Source organism: Comamonas sp. AG1104 (genome assembly GCF_003350425.1).
GTDB classification, from domain to species: Bacteria; Pseudomonadota; Gammaproteobacteria; order Burkholderiales; family Burkholderiaceae_C; genus Comamonas; species Comamonas testosteroni.
This window is the reverse complement of record NZ_QQAS01000004.1, coordinates 434,217-458,558: the sequence shown is the minus strand read 5'-3', so window position 1 is coordinate 458,558 and position 24,342 is coordinate 434,217. Positions and strand designations below refer to the sequence as shown.

At 64.6% G+C, this 24,342-nt stretch carries 22 protein-coding genes; 10 read left to right on the top strand and 12 right to left on the bottom strand.

All coding sequences use genetic code 11. From position 1 onward, the window contains the following. Window positions 1-265 precede the first annotated feature (265 nt). The 4 genes from DFO48_RS13895 to DFO48_RS13880 all read left to right on the top strand — a co-directional run bounded on the left by DFO48_RS13895 (window position 266) and on the right by DFO48_RS13880 (window position 5,683). On the top strand, window positions 266-1,651 hold the full coding sequence (locus tag DFO48_RS13895; RefSeq protein ID WP_114863748.1) for a GntP family permease: 1,386 nt from the start codon (window positions 266-268) through the stop codon (window positions 1,649-1,651). A 293-nt stretch (window positions 1,652-1,944) separates the two neighbouring features. After that, complete coding sequence (gene tcuA, locus DFO48_RS13890) at window positions 1,945-3,396, top strand: FAD-dependent tricarballylate dehydrogenase TcuA (protein WP_114863747.1); 1,452 nt, start codon at window positions 1,945-1,947, stop codon at window positions 3,394-3,396. 3 nt (window positions 3,397-3,399) lie between these two features. After that, window positions 3,400-4,608, top strand: coding sequence for a tricarballylate utilization 4Fe-4S protein TcuB (gene tcuB / locus DFO48_RS13885; protein ID WP_003072334.1), 1,209 nt, complete (start codon window positions 3,400-3,402; stop codon window positions 4,606-4,608). 91 nt (window positions 4,609-4,699) lie between these two features. Next, on the top strand, window positions 4,700-5,683 hold the full coding sequence (locus tag DFO48_RS13880; RefSeq protein WP_003072332.1) for a tripartite tricarboxylate transporter substrate binding protein: 984 nt from the start codon (window positions 4,700-4,702) through the stop codon (window positions 5,681-5,683). 17 nt (window positions 5,684-5,700) lie between these two features. On the opposite strand, the gene DFO48_RS13875 is transcribed toward DFO48_RS13880, so the two are convergent. From DFO48_RS13875 to DFO48_RS13860, 5 genes are all read right to left on the bottom strand, one after another. Beyond that, window positions 5,701-6,198 (bottom strand): carboxymuconolactone decarboxylase family protein, encoded by a 498-nt coding sequence (locus DFO48_RS13875; protein ID WP_114863746.1) that lies wholly within the window; start codon window positions 6,196-6,198, stop codon window positions 5,701-5,703. A gap of 53 nt (window positions 6,199-6,251) precedes the next feature. Further along, window positions 6,252-6,428, bottom strand: coding sequence for a hypothetical protein (locus DFO48_RS25285; RefSeq protein WP_158545666.1), 177 nt, complete (start codon window positions 6,426-6,428; stop codon window positions 6,252-6,254). Window positions 6,429-6,435: 7 nt separating this feature from the next. Beyond that, window positions 6,436-7,359 (bottom strand): RNA polymerase sigma-70 factor, encoded by a 924-nt coding sequence (locus DFO48_RS13870; RefSeq protein ID WP_114863745.1) that lies wholly within the window; start codon window positions 7,357-7,359, stop codon window positions 6,436-6,438. Window positions 7,360-7,574: 215 nt separating this feature from the next. After that, on the bottom strand, window positions 7,575-9,191 hold the full coding sequence (locus DFO48_RS13865) for a gamma-glutamyltransferase family protein (protein WP_114863744.1): 1,617 nt from the start codon (window positions 9,189-9,191) through the stop codon (window positions 7,575-7,577). A gap of 125 nt (window positions 9,192-9,316) precedes the next feature. Beyond that, the gene (locus tag DFO48_RS13860; protein ID WP_114863743.1) at window positions 9,317-10,327 is read right to left on the bottom strand and encodes a tripartite tricarboxylate transporter substrate binding protein; all 1,011 of its coding nucleotides are present in this window, start codon (window positions 10,325-10,327) and stop codon (window positions 9,317-9,319) included. Window positions 10,328-10,498: 171 nt separating this feature from the next. Here DFO48_RS13860 and DFO48_RS13855 point away from each other — a divergent pair, with 171 nt between their 5' ends. Further along, entirely contained in the window at window positions 10,499-11,419 is a 921-nt protein-coding gene (locus DFO48_RS13855; protein ID WP_003072320.1) for a LysR family transcriptional regulator, read from the top strand. 22 nt (window positions 11,420-11,441) lie between these two features. On the opposite strand, the gene DFO48_RS13850 is transcribed toward DFO48_RS13855, so the two are convergent. The 3 genes from DFO48_RS13850 to DFO48_RS13840 all read right to left on the bottom strand — a co-directional run bounded on the left by DFO48_RS13850 (window position 11,442) and on the right by DFO48_RS13840 (window position 13,581). Next, complete coding sequence (locus DFO48_RS13850; protein ID WP_034347943.1) at window positions 11,442-12,338, bottom strand: DMT family transporter; 897 nt, start codon at window positions 12,336-12,338, stop codon at window positions 11,442-11,444. A 146-nt stretch (window positions 12,339-12,484) separates the two neighbouring features. Continuing rightward, complete coding sequence (locus tag DFO48_RS13845) at window positions 12,485-13,042, bottom strand: NUDIX hydrolase (RefSeq protein WP_003072317.1); 558 nt, start codon at window positions 13,040-13,042, stop codon at window positions 12,485-12,487. A 26-nt stretch (window positions 13,043-13,068) separates the two neighbouring features. Next, complete coding sequence (locus tag DFO48_RS13840; protein ID WP_114863742.1) at window positions 13,069-13,581, bottom strand: GNAT family N-acetyltransferase; 513 nt, start codon at window positions 13,579-13,581, stop codon at window positions 13,069-13,071. A gap of 197 nt (window positions 13,582-13,778) precedes the next feature. Here DFO48_RS13840 and DFO48_RS13835 point away from each other — a divergent pair, with 197 nt between their 5' ends. Then, on the top strand, window positions 13,779-14,033 hold the full coding sequence (locus DFO48_RS13835; RefSeq protein WP_003072311.1) for a DUF2061 domain-containing protein: 255 nt from the start codon (window positions 13,779-13,781) through the stop codon (window positions 14,031-14,033). Between the two features lie 337 nt (window positions 14,034-14,370). Next, window positions 14,371-15,726: an aspartate aminotransferase family protein gene (locus DFO48_RS13830; RefSeq protein ID WP_114863741.1), complete on the top strand. Its 1,356-nt coding sequence runs from the start codon at window positions 14,371-14,373 to the stop codon at window positions 15,724-15,726. 62 nt (window positions 15,727-15,788) lie between these two features. Here the strand turns inward: DFO48_RS13830 and rsmA are convergent, their stop codons facing one another. From rsmA to DFO48_RS13815, 3 genes are all read right to left on the bottom strand, one after another. After that, window positions 15,789-16,550 carry a 16S rRNA (adenine(1518)-N(6)/adenine(1519)-N(6))-dimethyltransferase RsmA gene (gene rsmA / locus DFO48_RS13825; RefSeq protein WP_003072305.1) on the bottom strand — a complete coding sequence of 254 codons (762 nt, stop codon included), beginning with the start codon at window positions 16,548-16,550 and terminating at the stop codon, window positions 15,789-15,791. Window positions 16,551-16,652: 102 nt separating this feature from the next. After that, complete coding sequence (locus DFO48_RS13820; RefSeq protein WP_114863740.1) at window positions 16,653-18,080, bottom strand: peptidylprolyl isomerase; 1,428 nt, start codon at window positions 18,078-18,080, stop codon at window positions 16,653-16,655. Window positions 18,081-18,094: 14 nt separating this feature from the next. Continuing rightward, entirely contained in the window at window positions 18,095-20,440 is a 2,346-nt protein-coding gene (locus DFO48_RS13815; protein ID WP_233506398.1) for an LPS-assembly protein LptD, read from the bottom strand. Between the two features lie 243 nt (window positions 20,441-20,683). Here DFO48_RS13815 and DFO48_RS13810 point away from each other — a divergent pair, with 243 nt between their 5' ends. The 3 genes from DFO48_RS13810 to DFO48_RS13800 all read left to right on the top strand — a co-directional run bounded on the left by DFO48_RS13810 (window position 20,684) and on the right by DFO48_RS13800 (window position 23,450). After that, window positions 20,684-21,790 (top strand): aminoglycoside phosphotransferase family protein, encoded by a 1,107-nt coding sequence (locus DFO48_RS13810; protein ID WP_114863739.1) that lies wholly within the window; start codon window positions 20,684-20,686, stop codon window positions 21,788-21,790. A 180-nt stretch (window positions 21,791-21,970) separates the two neighbouring features. After that, window positions 21,971-22,711 carry a 16S rRNA (uracil(1498)-N(3))-methyltransferase gene (locus DFO48_RS13805; protein ID WP_114863738.1) on the top strand — a complete coding sequence of 247 codons (741 nt, stop codon included), beginning with the start codon at window positions 21,971-21,973 and terminating at the stop codon, window positions 22,709-22,711. Window positions 22,712-22,715: 4 nt separating this feature from the next. Next, the gene (locus DFO48_RS13800) at window positions 22,716-23,450 is read left to right on the top strand and encodes an SOS response-associated peptidase (protein WP_114863737.1); all 735 of its coding nucleotides are present in this window, start codon (window positions 22,716-22,718) and stop codon (window positions 23,448-23,450) included. Window positions 23,451-23,453: 3 nt separating this feature from the next. On the opposite strand, the gene DFO48_RS13795 is transcribed toward DFO48_RS13800, so the two are convergent. Continuing rightward, complete coding sequence (locus DFO48_RS13795) at window positions 23,454-24,329, bottom strand: alpha/beta hydrolase (RefSeq protein WP_114863736.1); 876 nt, start codon at window positions 24,327-24,329, stop codon at window positions 23,454-23,456. Between the last annotated feature and the right edge of the window lie 13 nt (window positions 24,330-24,342).

The following is a 24,342-nucleotide window of genomic DNA, read 5'->3' as shown; positions in this document are numbered from 1 at the left end:
GGCGACGCCGGGAAATCAAGGCTCAGTCCTTACGTAATTTCCACAGCAACTTTGTTGTCATGTGAAGCTCATACCTCATGGCAAACCTAGATCTTCATTACAACATTGCTGTTGCGCCCCCTGGGCCGCATCTCGACATCCATCTTGCATCACGCCGACGGCGCCAGCCTACAGCGGGTGCGAGTGCGCTTTTTTAATATGAGCCTTGCCTCGTGCTGGATGTGAAGTGCGCTTCAGGACAGCCAGCCAAAACCAAGGTTCATTTATGACATCTCTCGATATTCAGTTGCTGCTGACCGCCCTGGTCAGCGTGCTGGTGCTGGTCGCCTTGATCGTTTCACGCATCAAGCTGCACCCGCTGCTGGCCCTGCTCATCGTCTCGGTCGGCGTCGGCTTTGCCACCGGCATGGATCCGGAAACCATCGTCAAGCAGCTGACCAACGGCGCGGGCAAAACGCTGGGTGCCGTGGGCGTCGTGATCGCGCTGGGCGCCATGCTGGGCAAGATCCTGGCCGATGCCGGCATCACCGAGCAGATCGCCGAAGCCATTCTCAGGCACTCCTCCGATCGCATGATCCCCTGGGCCATGACCCTGGTGGCCTTCATCGTCGGCATCCCGATGTTCTTCGAGGTCGGCCTGGTGGTCATGCTGCCGCTGATCTTCAGCGTGGCGCGCAAGCTGGAAGGCCAGGCCCGTTTCAAGGGCTCGGCCTATGTCTACGTCGGCGTGCCCGTGATCTCGGCACTGGCGGCCATGCACGGCATGGTTCCGCCCCATCCCGGCCCCCTGACCGCCATCGCCACCCTCAAGACCACGGTCGGCCCGACCATGCTGTACGGCTTTCTGGCCGCCATTCCGGCCATGGTTCTCGGTGGCCCGCTGTATGGCGCCTTCATCGCCCCACGCATGAGCACCAAGCCCGACCAGGCCTTGCTGGACCAGTTCACCATCACCGAGAAAGCCACTGCCGGCCAGCAGCCCAGCATCGCCCTGGGCGTGCTGGCGGCCCTGCTGCCCGCCATTTTGATGCTGATCCACGCTGTTGCCGAGATGCTGCTGCCCAAGGATGCGGCAGCCATGCATGTGGCCAGCTTTCTGGGCAATCCCCTGATCGCCATGCTGCTGGGCGTGCTGTTCGCCATCGTGGTCCTGGTGATGGCCCGTGGCGGCGATACCGAAAAGCTGCGCGACGCGCTGGGCAAGAGCCTCAAGCCCATTGCCTCCATCATCATGATCATTGCCGGCGGCGGCGCCTTCCAGCAGATGCTGACCAGCGCCAAGGTCGGTGATGCCATCGTCCATCTGACCCAGCAGTTCGCCTTCCCGCCGCTGATCCTGGGCTGGCTGATCGCCATGCTGCTGTCCGTCTCCACGGGCTCGGCCACCGTGGGCATCGTGGGCGCTGCCGGCCTGCTGGCGCCGCTGGCGGGGGCCGACCCCAGCCTGAACCTGCCCCTGCTGGCCCTGTCCATCGGCTGCGGCTCGCTGTTCTTCAACTATGCCAACCACGCCGGTTTCTGGATGGTCAAGGAGTCCTTCGGCATGACCATGGGCGAAGCCACCAAGACCATCTCGGTCGTGCAGTCCATCGTGGCCGTGGTGGGCCTGGTCATGGTGCTGCTCTTCAACGCGCTCGTCACCGTGCATTGAAGCCGGCCGTCCAGGCCACACCGGAGCTGCAGCGCAGCGGCCCCGGTGCCTTCCTCCGGGGTTGCAAGCCGTGGCGCAAGGCCGCATCGCGCCGCCTTCGGCCTGCGGCAGAACCAATCCATCACGATTGGTGATACCCCCATCCCCTCACCCCGCTGCACGGGTGAGGCGGTGCTCACTACAGTGGCGTTCAACTCCAATCTGACCCTGTCAACCGCGCTCCGGCAGCGGAAATGACAAAGGACACTTCCCCACGTTGAACCGCTGCAGGCACCGCCCCGTGGCAGCCCATCATGAAAACTGAAGCCTTTGACACCGATGTACTCGTCATCGGTGGTGGCAATGCCGCCCTGTGCGCCGCGCTGATGGCGCGCGAAGCAGGTGCCCGCGTGCTGCTGCTTGAATCTGCACCGCGCGAATGGCGCGGCGGCAACTCCGGCCACACCCGCAATCTGCGCTGCATGCACGATGCGCCCCAGGATGTGCTGACCGAGGCCTATCCCGAAGAAGAGTACTGGCAGGACTTGCTCAAGGTCACGGGCGGCATCACCAACGAGCATCTGGCGCGCATGGTGATCCGGGCTTCCTCGACCTGCCGCAACTGGATGCGCAGGCATGGCGTGCACTTCCAGCCGCCGCTGTCGGGCGCGCTGCATGTGGCGCGCACCAATGCCTTCTTCATGGGCGGCGGCAAGGCGCTGGTGAATGCCTATTTCCGCAGCGCCGAAAAGCTGGGCGTGGAAATCCGCTACGAATCGCCCGTGGACAAGCTCGAAATCGAGAACGGCCGGTTCCAGGCCGCATGGGTCAAAACCAAGGATGGGCGCCAGCGCATCACGGCAAAAAGCTGCGTGCTGGCGGCGGGCGGCTTCGAGTCCAACCGCGAATGGCTGCGCGAGGCCTGGGGCCAGAACGAGCGCGGCGAATGGCCGGCCGACAACTTCATCATCCGCGGCACGGCCTTCAACCAGGGCGTGCTGCTCAAGCATATGCTGCAAGAGCAGCAGGCCGACGGCCTGGGCGATCCCACGCAGGCGCACATGGTGGCCATCGATGCCCGCGCTCCGCTGTACGACGGCGGCATCTGCACGCGTATCGACTGCGTCTCGCTGGGCGTGGTGGTGAACCGCGATGCCAAGCGCTTTTATGACGAGGGCGAGGACTTCTGGCCCAAGCGCTATGCGATCTGGGGCCGTCTGGTGGCCCAGCAGCCCGGCCAGACGGCCTACTCCATCATCGACAGCAAGGCCATAGGCCGCTTCATGCCGCCGGTGTTCCCCGGCGTGAAGGCCGACTCGCTGCCCGAGCTGGCACAGAAGCTGGGTCTGGACGTGGACACCTTCATGGCCACGCTCGACGCCTACAACGGCAGCTGCAAGGTCGGCCATTTCGACCATACCGCGCTGGACGACTGCCATACCGAAGGCCTGGCTCCGGCCAAGACGCACTGGGCGCGCCCGCTCGATACCGGCCCCTACTACGGCTACGCACTGCGCCCCGGCGTGACCTTCACCTATCTGGGCCTGAAGGTGGACGACACGTCCGCCGTGCGCTTCAAGGATCAACCCAGCCAGAACCTGTTCGTGGCCGGCGAAATGATGGCCGGCAATGTGCTGGGCAAGGGCTACACCGCCGGTGTGGGCATGTCGATCGGCACAGCCTTTGGCCGCATTGCCGGACGCAATGCTGCTCTCGCGGCTGCCGGCAAACCCGCTATCCATGGCGCCGTAAAGGACGAGGTCTGAATCATGAGCATCCAATCCCTGCAAGAACTGGGCAAGGAAGCCCAGACCCTGGCCACCGGCAAGGTCATCCCCATCATTCCTGCACCGACGGAAACCGCCGCCGAAGACGAAGTCGCGCGCGTGATGCAGATCTGCAATGCCTGCCGCTACTGCGAAGGCTTCTGCGCCGTGTTCCCGGCCATGACGCGCCGTCTGGAGTTCGGCAAGGCCGATGTGCATTACCTGGCCAATCTCTGCCACAACTGCGGCGCCTGCCTGCACGCCTGCCAGTACGCGCCGCCGCACGAGTTCGGCATCAACATTCCCAAGGCCATGGCCGAAGTGCGCGGCCAGACCTATGCCGACTATGCCTGGCCGCCCGCCATGGGCAAGCTGTACCAGAAGAACGGCCTGACCCTGTCCCTGGCACTGGTCGCCGGCCTCTTCTTGTTCCTGGCGCTGGCCGTCGCGGCGCAAGGCGGCATTGGCCAGCTGTGGAGCGGCAATCTGGGCAACAACTTCTACAACCTGTTCCCGCACAACCTGCTGGTCGGCATCTTTGCGCCAGTGTTTCTGTTCGTGGTCTTCGCGCTGTTCATGGGCGTGCGCCGCTTCTGGAAGGATGTGAAGCCCGCCACCAGCAATGTGGATGTCAGCGGCCCCGCCGCTGCCGAAGCCACGCACGACGTGCTGCGCCTGAAATACCTGGACGGCGGCCACGGTGACGGCTGCCACAACGAGGACGACGAGTACACCTTGAAGCGTCGCCGCTTCCACCACCTGACCTTCTACGGCTTCATGCTGTGCTTTGCAGCCACTGGTCTGGCCACGGTCTATCACTATGTCTTCGATCTGCCCGCTCCCTACGAGCTGCCCAGCCTGCCCAAGATTCTGGGCGCCCTGGGCGGCGTGAGCCTGATGATCGGCACGGCCGGCCTCTGGATGCTGAACCGCGCGCGTCACCCGCTGCATGGCGACGCCAAGCAAAAGCCCATGGACCTGGGCTTCATCGCCCTGCTGTTCCTGGTGGCCGCAAGCGGCCTCGCGCTATGGCTGGGCCGCGCCACGCCGGCGCTGGCACTGCTGCTGTGCCTGCACCTGGGCGCCGTGATTGCGCTGTTTGCCACCCTGCCCTACGGCAAGTTTGCCCACGGCGTGTTCCGCACGGCTGCCCTGCTGCGCCACAACACCGAAAAGCGCGAGCCCAGCCCCATCGGCCTGGGCGCTGATTGAGCGAAGCCCCATGACAGGCACGCCCGCCGTGCCTGCTTTCAGAAAAATCAGCCGGAATACCGGCATTCCTTTCCGACCAAGGAGACATCCCATGATGAACAAACGCCATTTCCTGCGCGCCACGGCCGTGGCCGCCTCCCTGCTGAGCCTGGGCTCGGCAGCACAGGCCGCACCCGACTGGCTGCCCAACAAGCCCGTGACCCTGGTCGTGGGCTTTGCCGCTGGTGGCGCCGCCGACGCGGCAGCGCGCATGATTGCCAAGAAGCTGGGCGAGAACATCGGCCAGACCGTAGTGGTGGACAACAAGGGCGGCGCGGGCGGCAATATCGCCCATCAGTTCGTGGCCAAGGCCCCGACCGACGGTTCGGTGCTGCTGTTCGGCTCCATCGGCCCGCTGACGATTGCGCCCCACATCATGAAGGTGGGCTACAACCCCTTCACCGACCTGGCACCCATCTCGGGCGGCGTGAACTTCCCCAATGTGCTGGTGGTGCACAAGGGCGCTGGCGTGAAGAACCTGGCCGAGTTCGTGGCCAAGGCCAAGAAGAGCCCCGGCAGCGTGGACTATGCATCGACCGGCGCGGGATCGGCCTCGCACCTGGCGGGCGAGCTGTTCAACCAGCGCGCCGGCGTGGAGATGGTGCACGTGCCCTACAAGGGCGGCGCACCGGCCCTGCAGGACCTGCTGGGCGAACGCGTCACCTCCTACTTTGCCGCGCCCCCGACGGCCCTGCCGCATGTCGAGACCGGCAAGCTGATTCCGCTGGCCACCACCGGGCTGACGCGCCCCGCCTACATGCCCAATATTCCCACCGTGGCCGAAGCAGGCTTCCCTGGCTTCGAGGCGCTGAACTGGTATGCCTTCGTCGCCCCCGGCAAGACCCCCACGCCCGTGCTGGACCGCTGGAACCTGGAGATCGTCAAGGTGCTCAAGGACCCCGGCGTGGCCGAGGCGCTCAAGGTCCACGGCCTGACGCCCCAGCCCACGACGCGGGCCGAGTTCGCGGCCTTCATGAAGAAGGAATACGAGCAATGGGGCAAGGTGGTCAAGGAACGCAAGATCACCCAGAACTAAGGGCGGTGCGCCGGTGTTCAGACAGTGATGGGCTTCTTCTCCACCGGCGCCGCAAAGCCCACGCACAGACGGTTCCAGACATTGATGCAGCCGATGGCGTAGCTGAGCTCCACGATCTCGCGCTCGCTGAAGTAGGGGCGCAGGGCCTCAAAGTCCTGCGGCCCGGGATGGGCCTGGCTCAGCTGCGTGCAGCGCTCGGCCCAGTTCAGCGCGGCGCGCTCGCGCATCTCGAAGAAATCCACCTCGCGCCAGACCACCACGCTGTTGATGCGCTGCAGGTCCTCGCCGCGCGAGAGCAGCTCGCGCACATGCATGTCCACGCAGAAGGCGCAGCCGTTGATCTGCGAGACGCGCAGATAGACCAGCTCCAGCAGCTGCACACCGAGGCTGGAGCGCGCGATCTGGGCGTTGAGGCCAGCCTGCGCCTTGTAGAGCTCGGGGGCCAGCGCACGGAAGTCCAGGCGCGGCTTGGGGATGGCAATTGGGTTGGCGGAGGGGTTGGCGATGTCGGCCATGTGAATACTCCTTGAGGCATTGCAGGCCCGCCCCTGCGGCCGGCCCATACCTCTTAGACGCGGCAGCGGTGCGGTTTGTGACAGGCATCGTCATCCACCTCCGGACCATCAATAAACATAGCTGCTATCTCTCTGTAATAAATAAACTCAGCAACAAAACTATCTGAATCTATTGATTGACATGCGGTAACAGCTATTGTTTTTTCTCCTTCTACGACGGCATCGCCCATCAGGCAATCAGGCAGCCGGCACCAGCACGCGGGTCAGCTTGTCCGGATTGCGCAGCGTGTAGATGCGCCGGATCAGTCCGTCCTCGACCAGCAGCGTCTGCACCGACTCCACCTGGCCGTCCACACAGCGCACCAGACCCGGCAGGCCGTTGACGCGCGCCAGATGCAGGGTCTGCTCCTGCCCGTCGCGGCGCAGGCGCCGGGCCGTGGCGAAGTACAGCAGCGCCAGGCGGCGCCCGGTTTCCAGCACGCGGCCAAAGGATGCCACCTTGCCGCCGCCGTCGCTGATCAGCGCGGCGTCGGGTGCGAAGAGCGCCTGGATCTGCGCCAGATCGCCGCCCCGTGCCGCCTGGGCAAAGCGGCGCAGCAACTCGGCATGGGCTTGTGCGGGCGCCTCGAAGCGCGGCCGTCCGGCCTTCACATGGGAGCGCGCGCGGTGCACCAGCTGGCGGCAGGCGGCCTCGCTGCGGCCCAGCGCCTGGGCCACTTCGGCGTAGTCGGCATCGAAGACCTCGCGCAGCAAAAAGGCTGCGCGCTCCTCAGGCGTCAGCTGCTCCAGCACGAACAGCAGCGCCGTGGAAACATCATGGGCCTGCTCCAGCAGCTCCTCGGCCGAGGGAGCGGCCTCGGTCCAGGGCTGGACCAGCGGCTCGGGCAGCCAGAAACCCGCATAGTGCTCGCGCTCCACGCGCAGGCGCCGCAGCCGGTCTATGGCCAGCCGCGTGGCCGTGGTCACCAGCCAGGCCTCGGGCTGGGCAATGGAGGTGCGCTCGCTGTCCTGCCAGCGCAGCCAGACATCCTGCACCAGATCCTCGGCCTCGGCCCGCTGGCCCAGCATGCGATAGGCCAGCCCGAACAGGCGCGGGCGATGGCGCTCGAAATCCTGCAGTCCCGCATCGGCGGACGGCGCAGTGTGGGAAGTGGGGCTCACGTGATGTCTCCTGCAAATAGGCCAGGGGCCAGCCACCCAGTGTGACAGGCACCAGGCCTTAGACGCAGAACACGCAGCTTTTGTGACAACGCGCCAAGCTTAAAACCGGCGCGCCCCAAGCCAGAGACACCGAGGAAGGGCCGCCCCGCACCGAAGGTGTCGTCCCGTTGCACGTCGCCCCAGGGGGGAAGCTGCGCAGCAGCTCAGGGGGGACCTCAATAAGCCACCGCGCACCCGTCCTTGCGCGGATCGGAGCCCGCGACGTAGTGCTCGCCATCGCGCAGCACCAGCTGGGCGCCGCCAAAGGCGAACACGCCGTGGCCAGCCTCGACGCGGACCTCATGGCCGCGCGCGCGCAGCTGCTCAACCACGGCGGCATCGAAGGACGGCTCCACGGCCACGCCCTTGCCGCCGGTCACGCGCCAGCGCGGTGCATCGGCCGCAGCCTGCGGGTTCTGACCGTAGCGCAGCACGCGCAGCGCCATCTGCAGATGGCCCTGGCTCTGCATGGGCCCGCCCATCACGCCGAAGGTCATTTGCGGCGTGCCGTCTGCGTTCATGGCAAAGGCCGGAATGATGGTGTGCGAGGGTCGCTTGCGCGGGCCGACCTGGTTGGCATGACCGGCCTCGGTGGTAAAGCCGTGGCCGCGGTTCTGCAGGCTGATGCCCGTGCCCGGCACGACCACGCCCGAGCCGAAACCCATGTAGTTGGACTGGATGAAGGAGACCATCATGCCGCTGGCATCGGCTGCCGCCAGGTAGACCGTGCCGCCGGGCCGGGGCGCGCCGTAGGTGGGTGCGCTGGCCTGCTCGCGGTCTATCAGCTGGGCGCGTTCACGCAGGTAGTCGCGGTCCAGCAGCTGGGCGGGGGTGACGCGCATATGGTCCAGGTCGGCGTTGTACTGGTGCAGGTCGGCAAAGGCCAGCTTCATGGCCTCGATCTGCAGATGCACGCTATCCACACCGTCCAGCGGCTGCGATCCGATCGGAGCGCCCCCCGCACCCAGCTCGTCCAGCATGCCCAGCGCCATCAGCGCGGCAATGCCCTGGCCGTTGGGCGGTATCTCGTGGATCACCGAATCGCCGAACTTCTGCGACACCGTTCCCACCCAGTCGGCCTGGTGCGCGGCCAGGTCTTGCTCGGTCATCACGCCGCCGCAGGCCCGTGAATGCTCGGCCATCTTCCTGGCCAGCGCGCCGCGGTAGAAGGACTCGCCCATGGTCTCGGCAATCTCCTCCAGCGTACGCGCATGGGCTTCGCTCCTGAACACTTCACCGGCCCGGGGAGCGCGGCCGCCTGGCAAAAAGCACTCGGCAAAGCCGGGCTGGTCGCCCAGCTTTTGGCCGCCCAGCTCCCACAGCGTGGCAATCGTGGGCGAGACCGCGAAACCGTTGCGCGCATAGTCGATGGCGGGCCGGGCTACCTGCGCAAAGGGCAGCTTGCCGAAACGCTTGGACAGCGCCACCCAGGCCGACACGGCGCCGGGCACGGTCACGGCATTCCAGCCCTTTTCCGGAATGCCGCCCAGCTGGGCAAAGTACTCGGGCGTCCAGCCCGCAGGCGAGCGGCCCGAGGCGTTGAGGCCATGCAGCTCCTTGCCGTCCCAGACGATGGCAAAGCCGTCACTGCCGATGCCGCAGCCCGTGGGCTCGACCACCGTGAGCGTCATCGCCGCGGCCAGCGCCGCGTCCACGGCGTTGCCGCCTGCCAGCAGCATGGACAGGCCCGCCTGCGCGGCCAGCGGCTGCGAAGTGCTGACCACATTGCGCCCCAGCACCGGCGAGCGGTGCGAGGCATAGGGAAGCGTCCAGTCCTTGACGAGGTTGGTCATATCTAAGTCCGATCAGTGATTCATGGGCGCCGCGCTTAAAACTGGCGCACCCCTTCGACGCACGCCGAGCAAGGGCCGCCCCGCAGCGAGAGAGGAGGAAGACGCGAAGCGGCTCAGGGGGTGCTTTATTCCAATGTAATGTGGTTGTCCCGGATGACCTTGGCCCAGCGTGCGCTGTCGGCCTGCACCATGGCGGCGAACTGTCCTGGCGTCTGCGGCTTGGCGGGCTCCACGCCCTGCTTGGCCAGGCTGGCGATCACCTCGGGATTCTGGATGGCGCGGTTGAAGGCCTGGTTGATCCTGCCGACCAGCTCGGGCTTCATGCCGGCCGGGCCATAGAGGCCGAACCAGGTGACCGAGGAATAGCCTGGCAGGCCCGATTCGGCCACCGTGGGCAGATTCGGAGCCAGCGTGCTGCGCCTGTCGCCGGTCACGGCCAGGGCACGCAGGCGGCCGCTGGCCACATGGGGCATGCCCGTGGGAATGGAGTCGAACAGCAGATGCACCTGGCCTGCCGCCAGATCGGTGATCGATTGCGCGGTGCCCTTGTAGGGCACATGGGCGAGCTGTATGCCGGCCTGGGCGGCAAAGGCGGCGGTGTTCAGGTGCACGATGGTGCCGTTGCCGCTGGTGGCGTAGTTCAGCTTGCCGGGGTTAGCCCTGGCATAGGCGATCAGCTCCTGCACGCTCTTGACCGGCAGCGAGGGCGTGACCAGCAGCACGCTGGCCGCGTCCGCCGTATGCGCGATGGGACTGAAGTCCTTGTCTGCCTTGTAGGCCAGCCTGGGCATCAGATGCGGCGAGATGGCATGCGTGCTGCTGGTGGTGAACAGCAGCGTGTAGCCGTCGGCCGCCGCCTTGGCGGCCTCGGCCGTGCCTATGGTGCCGCCAGCGCCGGGCCGGTTGTCGATGACCAACTGCTGGCCCAGCTCCTGCGACACACGCTGCGCGATCACGCGTGCCACCAGATCGGTAGCGCCGCTGGCCGGAAACGGCACGATCACCCGCACCGGTCGGCCGGGCCAGGCAGCCTCGCCCTGGGCCAGGGCCGGCAAGGCCAGCAAGCCGCCGGCCACGACCGCAGCGGCCTGAAGCCACTGTCGGCGTGTCGTTGAAACAGTAAACCGTGCCCGCATGGCAACTCCCGGTGAAATGGCAGCTTGTTCGAAAGGGGGCGCCGCTGCCCGGCAACCATCGAACGGGACATCTTAAAAAGCCGAGGCATTTGCCGCTATCGGCAAATTTGCAAACCATCGTTGCCAAAACGGCAAACCGAGCACAATGGCGATTTGCTTTCACCGACTGCCATGCCCGAGTCCCGCCATCTGCTGCTGCAAGACACCGCGCTGCGCTACTTCCACGAAGTCGCGCAATGCGGCTCGCTGAGCGAGGCCTCGGCCAGACTGCATGTGGCGGCCTCAGCCATCAGCCGCCAGATCGCGGCGCTGGAGGCGCGCCTGGGCACGCCGCTGTTCGAGCGCCACCCGCGCGGCATGGTGCTCAACGCCGCCGGCGAGATCCTGGCCGATCATGCGCGCCGTGCAGGGCTGGACGCCGAGCGCGCGCTGGACGAAATCAAGGCCTTGCAGGGCCTGCGCAGCGGCAAGGTACGCATTGCCAGCTCCGATGCCTTCGCCAGCGAATTCCTGCCGCGCCTGTGCGCGGCCTTCCAGCGCCAGCACAGTGGCATCGTCTTCGAGGTGACGGTGCTTCCCACACACGAGGTTTCCGGTGCCGTGCGCACCGGCATCGCCGACATAGGCCTGTGTTTCAGCCGGGCCCCCGAGCCCGGCATCGCCGTCGCCTGCCGCGTGGCCGCGCCCGTGCTGGCGCTGGTGGCATCCGGCCATGAACTGGCGCAGGAGCGCAGCGTGGCACTGGCCAGGCTGGTGCGCTACCCACTGGCACTGACGCCGCCCAGCACGGCTGTGCGCCAACTGCTGGACGCAGCCTGCAGCCGCCAGGGACTGATGCTGGCACCGGCCCTGGAGAGCAACCACGGCAAGACGCTGCTGAACTTTGCGGCCCAGGGCATGGCCGTTGCCGTGGCCAGCGAAATCGCCGCCCGCGACATGGTGGCCACAGGAGCGCTCGTGGCCGTTGCGCTCAGCGACCGCGGCATGGATCTGCGCGATATCGAGGTGCAGACCCTGGCCGGCCGCACGCTGCCGCATGCAGCGCAGTCCTTTCTGGAGCTTTTGCAGCTTCGCCTGCCCGCGGCCTGGTGATACAGCAACCGCTAGCGCCGACTCAATCCGCCTTGGGGCGCAGCACCAGCCAGAGCGACAGCGCAATCAGCCCGCCCCCCATGGCATGAGCTGCGGTCAAGGACTCATCGAGCAGGGCCCAGCCCCAGAGCACGGCAAACACGGGCACGATGAAGGTCACGGTCAGCGCTTTTTGCGGACCCTCGTCGGCGATCAGCCTGAAATAAAGCACATAGGCCAGAGCCGTGCTCAGCAAGCCCAGCAGCGCCACATTGCCCCATGCCAGCAGCGGCGCGGCCTGCAGCCTGGCCAGCATGCCGGGCTCCAGCGCGATGTCGATGAGCAGCGCCGGCGTCAGCACCATCAGCGCGCCCAGCTGGCTGATGAAAACGGCAGCGCGCGTGTCCACAGACGCATTGGCACCGGCCAGCCTGAGCGTCAGATAGCTGGAAAACGCATAGCAGACCGTGGCCACAAAACAGGCCGCCATACCGCCCAGCACGGCTGTGCTGAGATCCAGCGGCCCGGCCTGGGCCAGCACCGCCACGCCGCCAATCCCCAGCAGCACGGCAGCCACACGCGCGGGCGTGATCGCCTCGGCAAACACCAGCGCTCCCACCACGGTGGCAACCAGCGGCGTGGTGGCATTGAAGATGGCGCTATAGCCCGATGGCAGCACCTGGGCCGCCAGCGCGTACATGAGAAAGGGGATGCCGGAATTGATGACGCCCAGCCCCAGCAAGGGCCACAGATAGCGCCCCGGCCTGGGCCGGTAGCCCATGGCAAACAGCGCCGCGCCAAGGCCCAGCGCCGAAAACAGGCCGCGCCCCACGGCCGTGGGCACAGCCCCCAGATGGGGTACGGCCACGCGCATGAATAAAAAACTGCCGCCCCAGAGGGCGGCCAGTGCCATGAGTCGGATCAGGCTGGCTACAGACATACAGGGCATTGTGCACAGCCCCGGCCTGCACGCCAGTCACAACTGCTGCATGCAGATAGGACTTACGCAAGCGAAAATGCAATGACGGCCTGCCTCATGAGGCAGTCGTCTTGCCTGAGCCCATTTTGCGTAAGTCGTCGCAGAAATCAGTGAACCTGCACCAGCACATCGTCCAGTGTCGCACCGGCCTCTTCAGGTACCGGGCGCGTGAGCTGCGGCACCTTGTAGATGCTGGCATCGGCATGGATCAGACCTATGTCATAGCGCTGGCCGGCCAGATAATCGCCCACCGACTCCAGCACGATGGGGCTTCGATGCAGATGCTCGGTGGCCTTGAGCTCGTCGAGCGAGAGCCAGACGCTGCGCACGATGCCGTCGTCCAGATGGCGCTGGGCATGGTGCATGCCCAGATCGCCCGTGAAGGCAAAGCGCAGATAGGTGATGTCCGATCCCGTGCGCGTGCGCACAAAACGGTTCATGTAGATGCCGACCAGAGCCGTGGGCGTGAAGCTGTAGGCCGTCTCTTCCATGACTTCGCGCACACAGGCATCCACAGGGCTTTCGGAAGGGTCGAGATGACCGGCCGGCGTGTTCAGACGCAGTCCATCCGCCGTTTGTTCTTCCACCAGCAAAAAACGGCCATCGCGTTCGATGATGGCCGAGACAGTCACATTGGGTTTCCAGCGATTGGGCATGGCGGGCATTATCCTTGTCCCAACCCGACGATGTGTCAGATAAATCCCACCATATAGAGCGCTCCTTCGCCGTAACTGTCCAAATGTTGTTGCTGCGCAGCATTTGTCACGGATTCGACCACATAGCCTTGACGCTCCCAGTAAAGCCGTGAGCCCTGCACCGAAACCAGTGCCGTGCGCTGCACGCCGCGTGCTCTGGCCTGCGCCTTCAGGGCCTGCACCATGCGCCGCGCCAGGCCCTGGCCGGCAGCGGCCTCGGACACGGCCATATCGTGCAGATAGAGCACGCTGGCGTCGTCATATTCGGCAAAGTCGCCATTGAGCGGCGTGATGGACCCGGGGCGCGACCAGTAGGCCGCCAGATAGGCTACCAGCTTGCCCCCTTGCTCGGCCGCCCAGGAACAATGCCCGGCGGTGCGCAAACGGCGCACAAACACTTCGCGCGGCTCGGCAAAGTCCGCGCCATAGCAATGCTCCTGTATGCGCAGCAGGGCATCCACATCATCCACGCCCAACGCGCGCAGCTGGATTGGCATCGACTCCGGCATCAAAAACTCTCAAATCAATAGCTGTCAACGCTTATCAGGCAATGGCTGACAGCCAATTTCAATCAAACCCCAGCACACAGCTTAGCAAGCCGCTCATCTCGCAGCAGCCTGTAGGCACTATCACAATGGTAATGATTCTCAATTGGAAATTCATCGCCCTCCTCCCTACCATTCATTCATCGCTCAGGGAGAAACAGATGACACGCTTGATAAAGACATTGCGCCAGAACCAGCTCACGCTGACCAAGACTGCCAGTTACTACGTGATCCACATCACCGTGGCCGCCTGCGTCGCCTATGCCGTGACCGGCAATCTGATTGCCTCGCTGACGCTGAGCCTGCTGGAGCCCACGGTACAGGCCTTTGCCTTCTTCTTCCATGAAAAAGTCTGGGAGCGCCGCCTGAAAAAGCGTGAGCAACAGGTGCTTGATGGACAAGCGCTGAGCGCCTGAGAGCCGCCTATGAACACCGACCACCCCGCCACTTTTGCGCAATGGCTGTTGCGCTCCCTGGCCACGCTGGGCGACTGCAACGGCCATCTTCATGATCTGTAGAAATCATGTGCACAAGCCTTTGCATAAGCCATTAATAAATATTGCGCATCCCAGGATTTTTCTGGTTTTTTGACAACTCACGACTGGAAGTCATAGGGGATCAGCTCTACAAAACCAGCGGCGTCTGTGGATAAGTCATGCAGAACATGCCAATTCGGCCTCACGCCCATGGGTTTGCGGCTATTTGCCAAACCGGCCTCAAGGCCAACAATGGCCGGGAATCCAAGGAGTTCCCATGCAGCTTGCAGACCGCCAGACTTCCGCAGACCTCAATCGCCACGACGAGCAATGGCTGAGCGCCCACTGGATGCCGTTCACCGGCAATCGCAACTTCAAGGCCAGGCCCCGCATCATCACGGGCGCCCAAGGCGCCTACTACAGCGATGCCGATGGCCGGCGCATTTTCGACGGCCTCTCGGGCCTGTGGTGCTCGGGGCTGGGCCATGGCCGCCGCGAGATCGCCGAGGCCATTGGCCAAGCCGCGCTGCAGCTCGACTACTCTCCCGCCTTCCAGTTCGGCCACCCTGCCTCGTTCGAGCTTGCCAACCGCATCGTGGCGCTGATGCCCCAGGGGCTTGAACATGTGTTCTTCACCGGCTCGGGCTCGGAAGCCGCCGACACCTCGCTGAAGATGGCGCGCGCCTACTGGCGCGCCAGGGGCCAGGGCAGCAAGACCCGGCTGATCGGGCGCGAGAAGGGCTATCACGGCGTGAACTTCGGCGGTATCTCGGTAGGCGGCATGGGGGGCAACCGCAAGATGTTCGGCCAAGGGGTCGAAGCCGACCATCTGCCGCACACTCAGCCGCCACCGGGTTCGTTCTTCAAGGGTCAGCCCAAGACCGATGGCCGTACCCTGGCAGACCGGCTGCTCGATCTGATCGCCCTGCATGACGCCAGCAATATCGCCGCCGTGATCGTGGAGCCCATGTCAGGCTCGGGCGGGGTGGTGATTCCGCCCGCTGGCTATCTGCAGCGTTTGCGCGAAATCTGCACCCAGCACGACATCCTGCTGATCTTCGATGAGGTCATCACGGGCTTTGGCCGCCTCGGCGCGATGACGGCGGCCGAGGCCTTTGGCGTGACGCCGGACATCATGAATATCGCCAAGCAGGTCAGCAACGGCGCCCAGCCGCTGGGAGCCTGCGTGGTCACTCCCACCATCTATGACCAGTTCATGGCGGCCGGAGGGCCTCAGTACATGCTGGAATTTGCCCACGGCTATACCTATTCGGCCCATCCCGTGGCCTGTGCGGCAGCCATTGCAGCACTGGATCTGCTGGAGCGCGAAGACGGCCCGGGCCGCGTGCGCGCGCTGGCCCCTTTTTTCGAGCAGGCCGTGCACAGCCTCAAGGGCGCCAGGCATGTGCTGGACATCCGCAATATCGGCCTGGCGGCAGGCCTCACGATTGCATCACTGCCTGGCGAGCCCGCCAGGCGCCCTTACGAGATCGCCATGAAATGCTGGGAGGCCGGCTTTTACGTGCGTTATGGCGGCGACACGATTCAGCTGGCACCGCCCTTCATCAGCGAGCAGGCCGAGATCGAGCGGCTGATCAATGCACTGGGCGATGCGCTGCAGGCCACTGACTGAACTATTAAATCAGTAGCATCAATCGCTTACTCAGCTAGCGATTGATGCATTTTTATTTAAATTCAGGAAAGCTGTGCCGCCAGAGCTTCGAATTCGGCGACCGGCACTTCTTCCGCACGGCGCTGCAGATCGAACTCGCCGGCAAAGCCCTTGGCTTCCAGCCACTTGCCCAGGGTGTTGCGCAGGATCTTGCGGCGCTGGCTGAAAGCGACCTGCACCAGCTCTTCCAGCAGCTTGGGATCGAGATCCGCAGGCTGCTCGCGCGGAATCATGCGTACCACGGCACTATCGACCTTGGGAGGCGGATTAAAGCTGCCCGGCGGCACGAACAGCACATCCTCCATGGCGTAGCGCCACTGCAGCATCACCGACAGACGGCCGTAGGCCGAGGTGCCGGCGTCGGCCACCATGCGGTCGATGACTTCCTTTTGCAGCATGAAGTGCTGGTCCTGCACCACATCCACCTGCTCCAGCAGATGGAAAAGAATGGGGCTGGAGATGTTGTAGGGCAAGTTGCCGACCACGCGCAGCTTGGCCACGCCCAGACGTGCGGCCAGCGCGCGGAAGTCCACCTTGAGCACATCGGACTCGACCACGTCGAGATCGTCGCGCAGACGCAGACGGGCCGCCAGGTCGCGGTCCAGCTCAATCACGGTGAGCTTGCCCAGGCGCTCGACCAGGGGCTGCGACAGCGCCATCAGACCAGGGCCGATCTCGACCATGGGTTCGCCCGCCTTGGGATCGATGGCCTGGACGATGTTGTCGATGATGGCGCCGTCGGTCAGAAAGTTCTGGCCAAAGCGCTTGCGGGGAATATGTTTCATGAATGCGAAAGCGGTGCCTGGGCACCGCTTGGAATGGGGGGAGCTCCGATGCCCGGTGCGCAATGATGACATTACCGGGCACTTCAAGCGGATTGAATGGGCTTATTGGGGTGGCTCTCGGTATTCCACAAAGGCCTTGCCGCGCAGTTCCTTGAGCCAGGTTTCGTAGTCCTGCTCGGCCTTGCGCTCGCGCACCACGTTGCGCACCATCTCGCGCTGCTCGCGCTCGGTGAGCTTTTCCTGGCGGCGCTCGATCAGCTGGATCAGGTGCACGCCGAAACGCGACACCACGGGGTTGCTGATCTGGCCCGGCTGCAGGTTATCGAGCACGCGTTCGAACTCGGGCACGAACTGGCCGGGCGAGGACCAGCCCAGATCACCGCCATTGCGCGCGCTGCCGTCCTTGGAGAACTCCTGGGCCAGTTGCTGGAAGGTGGCCTGACCGGATTCAACACGACGCTTGTAGTCCTCCAGACGCTTGGCAGCCTGGGCTTCGGTCATGCCATTGCCTACGGTCAGCAGAATATGGCGTGCGTGGTTCTGCGTGATGTATACAGGTGCTCCGGCCTGAGATTTTTCCAGCACCTTGAGCACGTGGAAACCAGCGCCCGAACGAAACGGACCGACGATGGCGCCTACTGCCGCGTTGCCCACCTGCTGAGAAAACAGCTCGGGATAATCGCTCATGGGGCGCATACCCATGGCGCCGCCGCCCTGGCCATTGGGCACATCCGAGAACTCACGCACGGCAGCGATGAAGTCGGGGTTCTTGCGCGCCGCTTCTGCAGCCTGCCTGGCCTTGGCTTCGCGCTCCGCTACCACGGCAGGGCTGGCGTTTTCCGGCACGGTGATCAGGATATGGCCCAGATTGGCTGCGGCACCCGCCGCCGCATCGCCGGGGCGCTTTTGCTCCTTGAGATAGCGATCGATGTCGGCTTCCGTGACCTTGACGCGGCCGTCCACATCACGCTCGCGCACGCGCTGCATCAGCATCTGGTTGCGGATCTCCGAACGGAACTGCGCTTCGGAAATCCCTTCGGCCTTCAGGCGCGACACCAGGCCGGCCTTGTCGGTATTGTTCTGACGTGCCACATTGGCCACGGCCTGATCGACCGTCATGTTGTCAATGTTGATGCCCGTGTCCTTGGCTTCCTGCAACTGCACGCGCTCGACAATCAGGCGCTCCAGAACCTGGCGGGCCAGCTCGCTCTGGGAGGGCAGCTGCCCGCCCTGCTCGGTCACGTTCTGCGCCACGCGCTCCATGCGCGCACGCACTTCGTTGTTGGTGATGGGCTCGGAATTGACCACGGCCACGATGTAGTCGGCCGAGCGAACACCCTGTGCGGCTGCCGGAGCCTGACGCCCCGAGGGCTGGGCCGTAGCCTCCAATGCGCGCGAGATGGAGGAGTCATTGGCAGCCTTGGCCTTGCTGCCGGGGCTCTTCAGGCCCTGGGCCTGCACACCGGCAGCCATTACAGCCAGTGCCACGGCAACAGCACATGCATTGGATGTCTTGGAGAAAAAACGCATGAAAAAAGCCTTGATTAGTCGTAATTGGTAAAGCGGCTGGGCGGAGTCACCGCCTCACGCAAATATTGATAGCGCGGCACGTTGCGCTTGAGGCTGGCCGTAGGATCGGCACCAAAGCTCAGGCGCGAGAAGCCCACGAACTCCATCTGGAACAGCAGACGCAGATTGGACTGGATGACCGAGCTTTGCAGACGCTCCAGCACTACACGGCCAATCCAGCAGCAACCGTCGTATTCCAGGCCGACCACGGTATCCACCAGCTTGTTGTCCTTGATGGAATAGTTGAGGCGGCCCACGGCATACCAGCGGCCGCCGCCCTGGCCGCGACCGGCGCCCAGATCCTTGCCCTTGTCACCCCAGAGGTCGTTGATGGGCCATTGCCAGCCCACGTCCACCAGTTCGCTGGAGGGCTTCTTGGTGACCGTATCCAGCTGCGTGCGGTAGCCGATGTTGAAGGTGCGATAGTTGCCCGGGCTGTACCGCGCGGTGGCCGTGGTACGGACCGTGCGATTCAAGTCCTTGTTGTACTGGGTCGTGCCTTCCAGCGACCACTTGTCGGTCCAGTTGAAGGCCGCGCCCAGCAGGATATCGGACAGCTTGCTGGTGGCTGCCACCTCTCCAGGCAGCAGCACGCGCTGATCGGACAGGCGAACGCGCTGGGCCACGGCGAACTTGAGCTTCTCGGCACCGCTTTCGGGGTCGATGAAGCGCGAAGTCGCGCCCAGGGTCATCAGGTGGTTGTCGGCAATGCGGTCCTGGCCGACATAGTCGTTCTCGGAAAAAATGCTCGCGAAGTTGAAGTCGCTGCGACCCGTGTCATAGAGCGGCAGCATGCTCTGGTCGCGATAGGGCGTATAGGTGTAGAAGGCCCGGGGCTCGAAGGTCTGCAGCAGATTCTTGCCGAACCAGGAGGTGTCGCGCTCGAAGATCAGGCCGCTGTCCAGGCTGAAGGTGGGCAAGGTCCGGTTGGCGCTCTTGCTGCCGTTGCTCATCAGCTGATCGGTCTGATACATGGAGGTATGCAGCATCAGCTTGGGCGTGATGAAGGCGCCGGGAGACAGGAATGGCCGGCTCAGCTGCGCCTGCACATAGCTTCGCTGGCCGTTGTTGCCGACCTGTCCCGTGATGGGGCGGATCAGCTCGAAACGCGTGGTGTCGGCCACCACGGAGAAATCCAGCCCATGAGGCAGGTCCAGCGGCGTATAGCGGTACTGCAGTTGCGGCACCATGCTGTAGGGCGGCGCAATCGGCGAAGTCACATCCTGCTGCACCTGATAGCGCAGCACATTCAGGCTCAGCGCCCCATCGCCCTTGGCCCAGCTCAGATTGACCGTGCTGGGCAGCAGGCGCTGGCGCAGCGCCACGGGAGCCAGGCGGAAGTCGCGCCAGTAATCACCGTCGCTGACGCGGTTCAGATTGAGGTTCAGCCCCAGGCCACCGACAGGTGTATCAATGGTCGTGCGATGCTGCCAGGAATAGCCCCAGCGATCACGGTTGCGCAGATTGTCGCCCGGCATGTAGCTGGCATAGGTCTCGCCCGAATAGCTGGGCTCCAGATAGCGGAACTGTCCCGTCAGGTTCACGCCGCGCTTGGTCATCAGCGAGGGCGTGATGGTCATATCGCGATTGGGGGCGATATTCCAGTAATAGGGCTGCGAGTACTCGATGCCGCCGAGCTTGTCCATGCCGATCATGGGTGGCAGCAGGCCCGATTTGCGCTTGTCAGAGAGCGGAAAGCTCATGCGCGGCACGGGCAGAACGGTCACGCCCTTGAACTGCAGTCTGGCGCCTTCGGCCACGCCCACCTCTTCGTCCATGTCCAGGTGAATGGTCTTGGCCTTGAGCACCCAGCTCGGCTCCCAGCTGGCCTCGTCATCGCGCTGGCAAGTGGTGTAGGTGGCGTCATGGACGACCGAACGATCCTTGTCGATAAAGTCTACGCGCGACGATTCGCCATGCCCCCCCGTGGCCAGAAAGCGATAGTTGGCATTGTCGAACTGGCCCTTGAAGGCATCCATCTGCAGGTCCAGCGCTGTTCCCTCATAGACATTGCCGGCCTGGTTGATGTGGACCGAGCCCACGGCGTTGATCCTGTCGTCCGGCACCGCATAGTCGAGCTTGTCCGCTCGGATCATGGTGTCACCGCGGCGCAGCTCGGCCTCGCCATGGACCGAGGCCTTGATATCGGGCTGGCCGGAGAGGCTATCACCCTTGATATAGGTGGGCTGCTGGTCGCGCACTTCCTGAGGATAGCTCTCCTGCAACAGGCTGCTGGACTTGAGTTGCAGCGCGGGCAACTCGCCCGCAACGTTGGCGGAGGACGATGCTGTCGTTTCAGTCGACTGGGCATAGGCCTGCATGCCAGCACCCGCCCATGCCAGTGCCACAGCCCATGCCAGAGGACGAATCACCGGCCGAGCAGCCCCCGCACGCGTTGAACGGGCAGGGTAGGCAGGTAGGAAATCTCGCGGATGGGATGGGGATTGCACGATGATCTTGAACGTCAAAAGCGCGCGTGCCCAGGCACACGTCAACAGAAAACCGAGAGCCTAGCACCACTGTCCACAGATGCGGCGGCATCGGTTTGTAAAATCCGATTATCCATGACCGCTCCTATCACCCCCACAGTTGGCGTTGCCTGGGCAGATTCTGCCCGCCACGCCGCATTCGACGCCTGGCTGGCACCGCTGGCTCAAAAGCACCAGCTGCTTCCCGCAACCCTGCGCCCCGCTTCGGCCGATGCGAGCTTTCGCCGCTATCTGCGTCTGGATCGCAGCGATGGCAACAGCCTGATCGTCATGGACGCGCCGCCCGACAAGGAAGACTGCGCGCCTTTTGCCAAGGTTCAGGGCCTGATGAACCAGGCCGGCCTGTGCGTGCCGCAGATTCTGGACTGGGATGCCGGCCACGGCTTCATGCTGCTGAGCGACCTGGGAGGTCAGACCGTCATCGAGGCTCTGAACCCCGAAAAGCCCCAGGATGCCGAAGCCTGGTACCGCTCCGCCATCGAGGTCCTGCTGGACTGGCAACTGGCCTCCAAGGCCGGCAATACCGGCAGCTTGCCTCTCTATGACGAAGCGCTGCTGCGCCGCGAGCTGCAGCTGTTTCCCGACTGGTACATCGCCAAGCACCGTCAGTTCACGCTGGACGACAAGCAGCAGGCCCTGCTCGACAAGACCTTCGATCAGATCGTCGCCCATAATCTGCAGGCTCCCAGCGTCTATGTGCACCGCGATTTCATGATGCGCAACCTGATGCAGCCTGTGGCAAGCGGCGCGCCGCTGGGCGTGCTGGACTTCCAGGATGCCGTCTACGGCCCCATCACCTATGACATCGCCAGCCTGCTGCGCGATGCCTTCATCAGCTGGGAAGAGGATTTCATCATCGACATCACCATCCGTTACTGGGAAAAGGCCCGCAAGGCCGGCCTGGTGGGCGCCAACAGCGCCAGCGGCTGGGGTGATGACTTCGGCGAGTTCTACCGTGGGGTCGAATGGATGGGTCTGCAGCGCCACCTCAAGGTTGCGGGTATCTTTGCGCGCCTGACGCTGCGCGACGGCAAGCCCAAGTATCTGGCCGATGCGCCTCGTTTCATCCACTACATCCGCTCCACCTGCAACCGCTACCGCGCGCTGGGCCCGTTCCTCAAATTGATCGACGAGATCGAGGGCATCCAGACGCAGGTCGGTTACGCCTACGGAAGAATGTAAACACCCCCTGAGCGGCTTTGCCGCTTCCCCCTCTCTCGCTTTGCTTCGCAATCCGGGAGGGGGACGACGCCCTCGCTGCAGGGCGGCCCTTGCTTGGCGTCCCTGAGGTGATTCAGCGCCAGTTTTGCGAGCTACGGACTCTGCGTGGCACCATGAATCACGAACCCCGAATTTTTCCCTATGCCGCGCTATCACTGCCCTATTCCACTGCACATCGGCAATGAGCTGGACCTACCTGCAGGTGCTGCCCGCCATGTGCAGGTGCTGCGCCACCAGCCCGGCGATGTCATCACCCTGTTTGAGGGCCAGACTGGCAACGGTTTTACCGGTGGCGAGTTTCAAGCCACTATCACCCATATGGGCCGCAGCGATGTCGGCGTGCGCGTGGACAGCCACAGTCCGGTCGAGCGTGAAGCCGCCCGTGCCATTCACCTCGTCGTGGGCATGCCCGCCAACGAGCGCATGGACTGGCTGGTGGAAAAAGCCACCGAGCTGGGCGTTGCCAGCATTCAGCCCGTGATGGCGGCTCGCAGCGTGCTCAAGCTCAAGGGCGATCGCGCCGACAAGAAGATCGAGCGCTGGCAGTCGATTGCCGTCTCGGCCTGCGAGCAATGCGGCCGCAACCAGGTGCCCGAGATTCACGCGCCCCAGTCGCTGGCCGACTGGCTGCGCAGCAAGCAAGCGCCTGCGGCCGACGCAGCGCGTCTGGTGCTGTCGCTGCGCGAGGGCAATCAGCCGCTGCGCGCCGCCGCCGGCGATGCCCAAGCAGTCTGGGTGTTGCATGGCCCCGAAGGGGGCCTGACCGCCCAGGAAGAAGACTGGGCCCTGGAGCAGGGCTGGAAACCTGCCAGCCTCGGCTCCCGCGTGCTGCGCGCCGAAACGGCATCTGTTGCCACCCTGTCCCTGCTGGCCCTGGAGTAAATCAATGAGCAGCTGTCACCTCTCTCTGGCCAAGCCCGAGTTTTATCTGCAGAACTTTCGCGTGGAGGCTCCCGAGTCTCTGCCCGAGGCCGTACTGACCCCGCGGCGCATGGGTCTCATCATCGTCAATGCAGCCGCAGAATCCTCCGCAGCACTGCACGGCCGAACGTTTACAGCTCCCGAAGAAGGAGCGCCTGCACTGCCGGTGGAACGTGTGCTGGTGCCCGCCAGCTTCGGCCTGGTGCCGCACTGGGTCAAATCCGCGTCTGACGGCCGCCTGCGCGCACTCAAGCTGGTGAATGCGAAGATAGACAATCTGACCACGGGAACGGCGTTTCGCGATGCCTGGCTGGCTGGCCAGCGCTGCATCGTGCCCATGCAGGCCTTTCAGGTCGACGACCTGCGCCCCGGCAAGCCCCTGCCCACCCGCATCACCCGTGTGGACAACCAGCCCATGGGCGCCGCTGGCGTCTGGGCACGCTGGGTGGGCGAGGACGGCGAGGTCATCGTCAGCTACGCCCTCATCACCATCAATGCCAATGCCCATGCGCTGATGAACCGCTACGGCCAGCCCGGCAACGACAAGGCCATGCCAGCCATCCTCAACGAAGGCGCATACGACGCCTGGCTCAATGCCAAGGTCAACAAGGCCAAGGAGTTTCTGCGCCCCTACCCGGCGGAAAAACTGCGTGCCAACCCCGTGGAAAAAGGCCGCAAGCAGCCGCAGCCCCTGCTGTGATCTTCAAGCCGTGGGAAAGCGCTGGTCCAGCCACTGCTCGAGCCGCGCAAATACCGGCGCGGCAAGTTCAGGGCTCTCGTTGAAGATCTCGTGATAGGCCGTCTCAAAGCACTGGGACTGCACCAGATCGCGTGGTGCCTGGGCGGCAAAGGCGGCGCTGCCGGCCGGGTTGACCAGCTTGTCCTCCCCCGCCCACAGCAGCAGCGTGGGCACGCACCAGGCCGGCGCCTTGGACAGCACATGGCGGCCGCCCTCGGCCATATAGCGCGCCAGCCGGGCGCTGATGCGCCGGTGCTGCAGTGCGTCGGCGTCATAGGCCAAAGCCACATCCGGATCATGCGAGAGATGGGCGGACTGCACGCCATTGGCCACGCGCAGATTGGGCAGCAGTCTGGGCAGGCTCGCCACCAGCGCCTTCTGCACCGCCGAAAGATGCAGGGCCAGCGCCGGAGAGGACAGCACCAACCCGTCCACATGGCGCAGCCCCGAAGCGACAAAATCTGCTGCCACCAGTCCACCCAGGCTGTGCCCCAGCAGCACCAGGGGCTGATGCTTGGGCATGGCGGCACGCGTGGCGTCCAGCACCACCGCCAGATCATCGAGCAAGCGCATATCGCTGGTCAGGCCGCCCTGCGGCCCGCCCGACAGGCCGTGGCCGTACTGGTCATAGGCCCGCACCGCAAAGCCGAGGTTGTTGAGCCGCTGCGCCAGCGCGGCATAGCGGCCGCTGTGCTCGCCCAGGCCATGCACCAGCAGCACCTGGGCTCGGGGCTTGACGCCCGGCGCCAGCGGCCAGTCGCGCAGCGCAAGCTGGGTGGCGTCCGATGCGGCCATATGCAGCAGCCGGGACGGATGAGTACTGGAGTCGGTGGGCGTCATGCACGATCTCTTC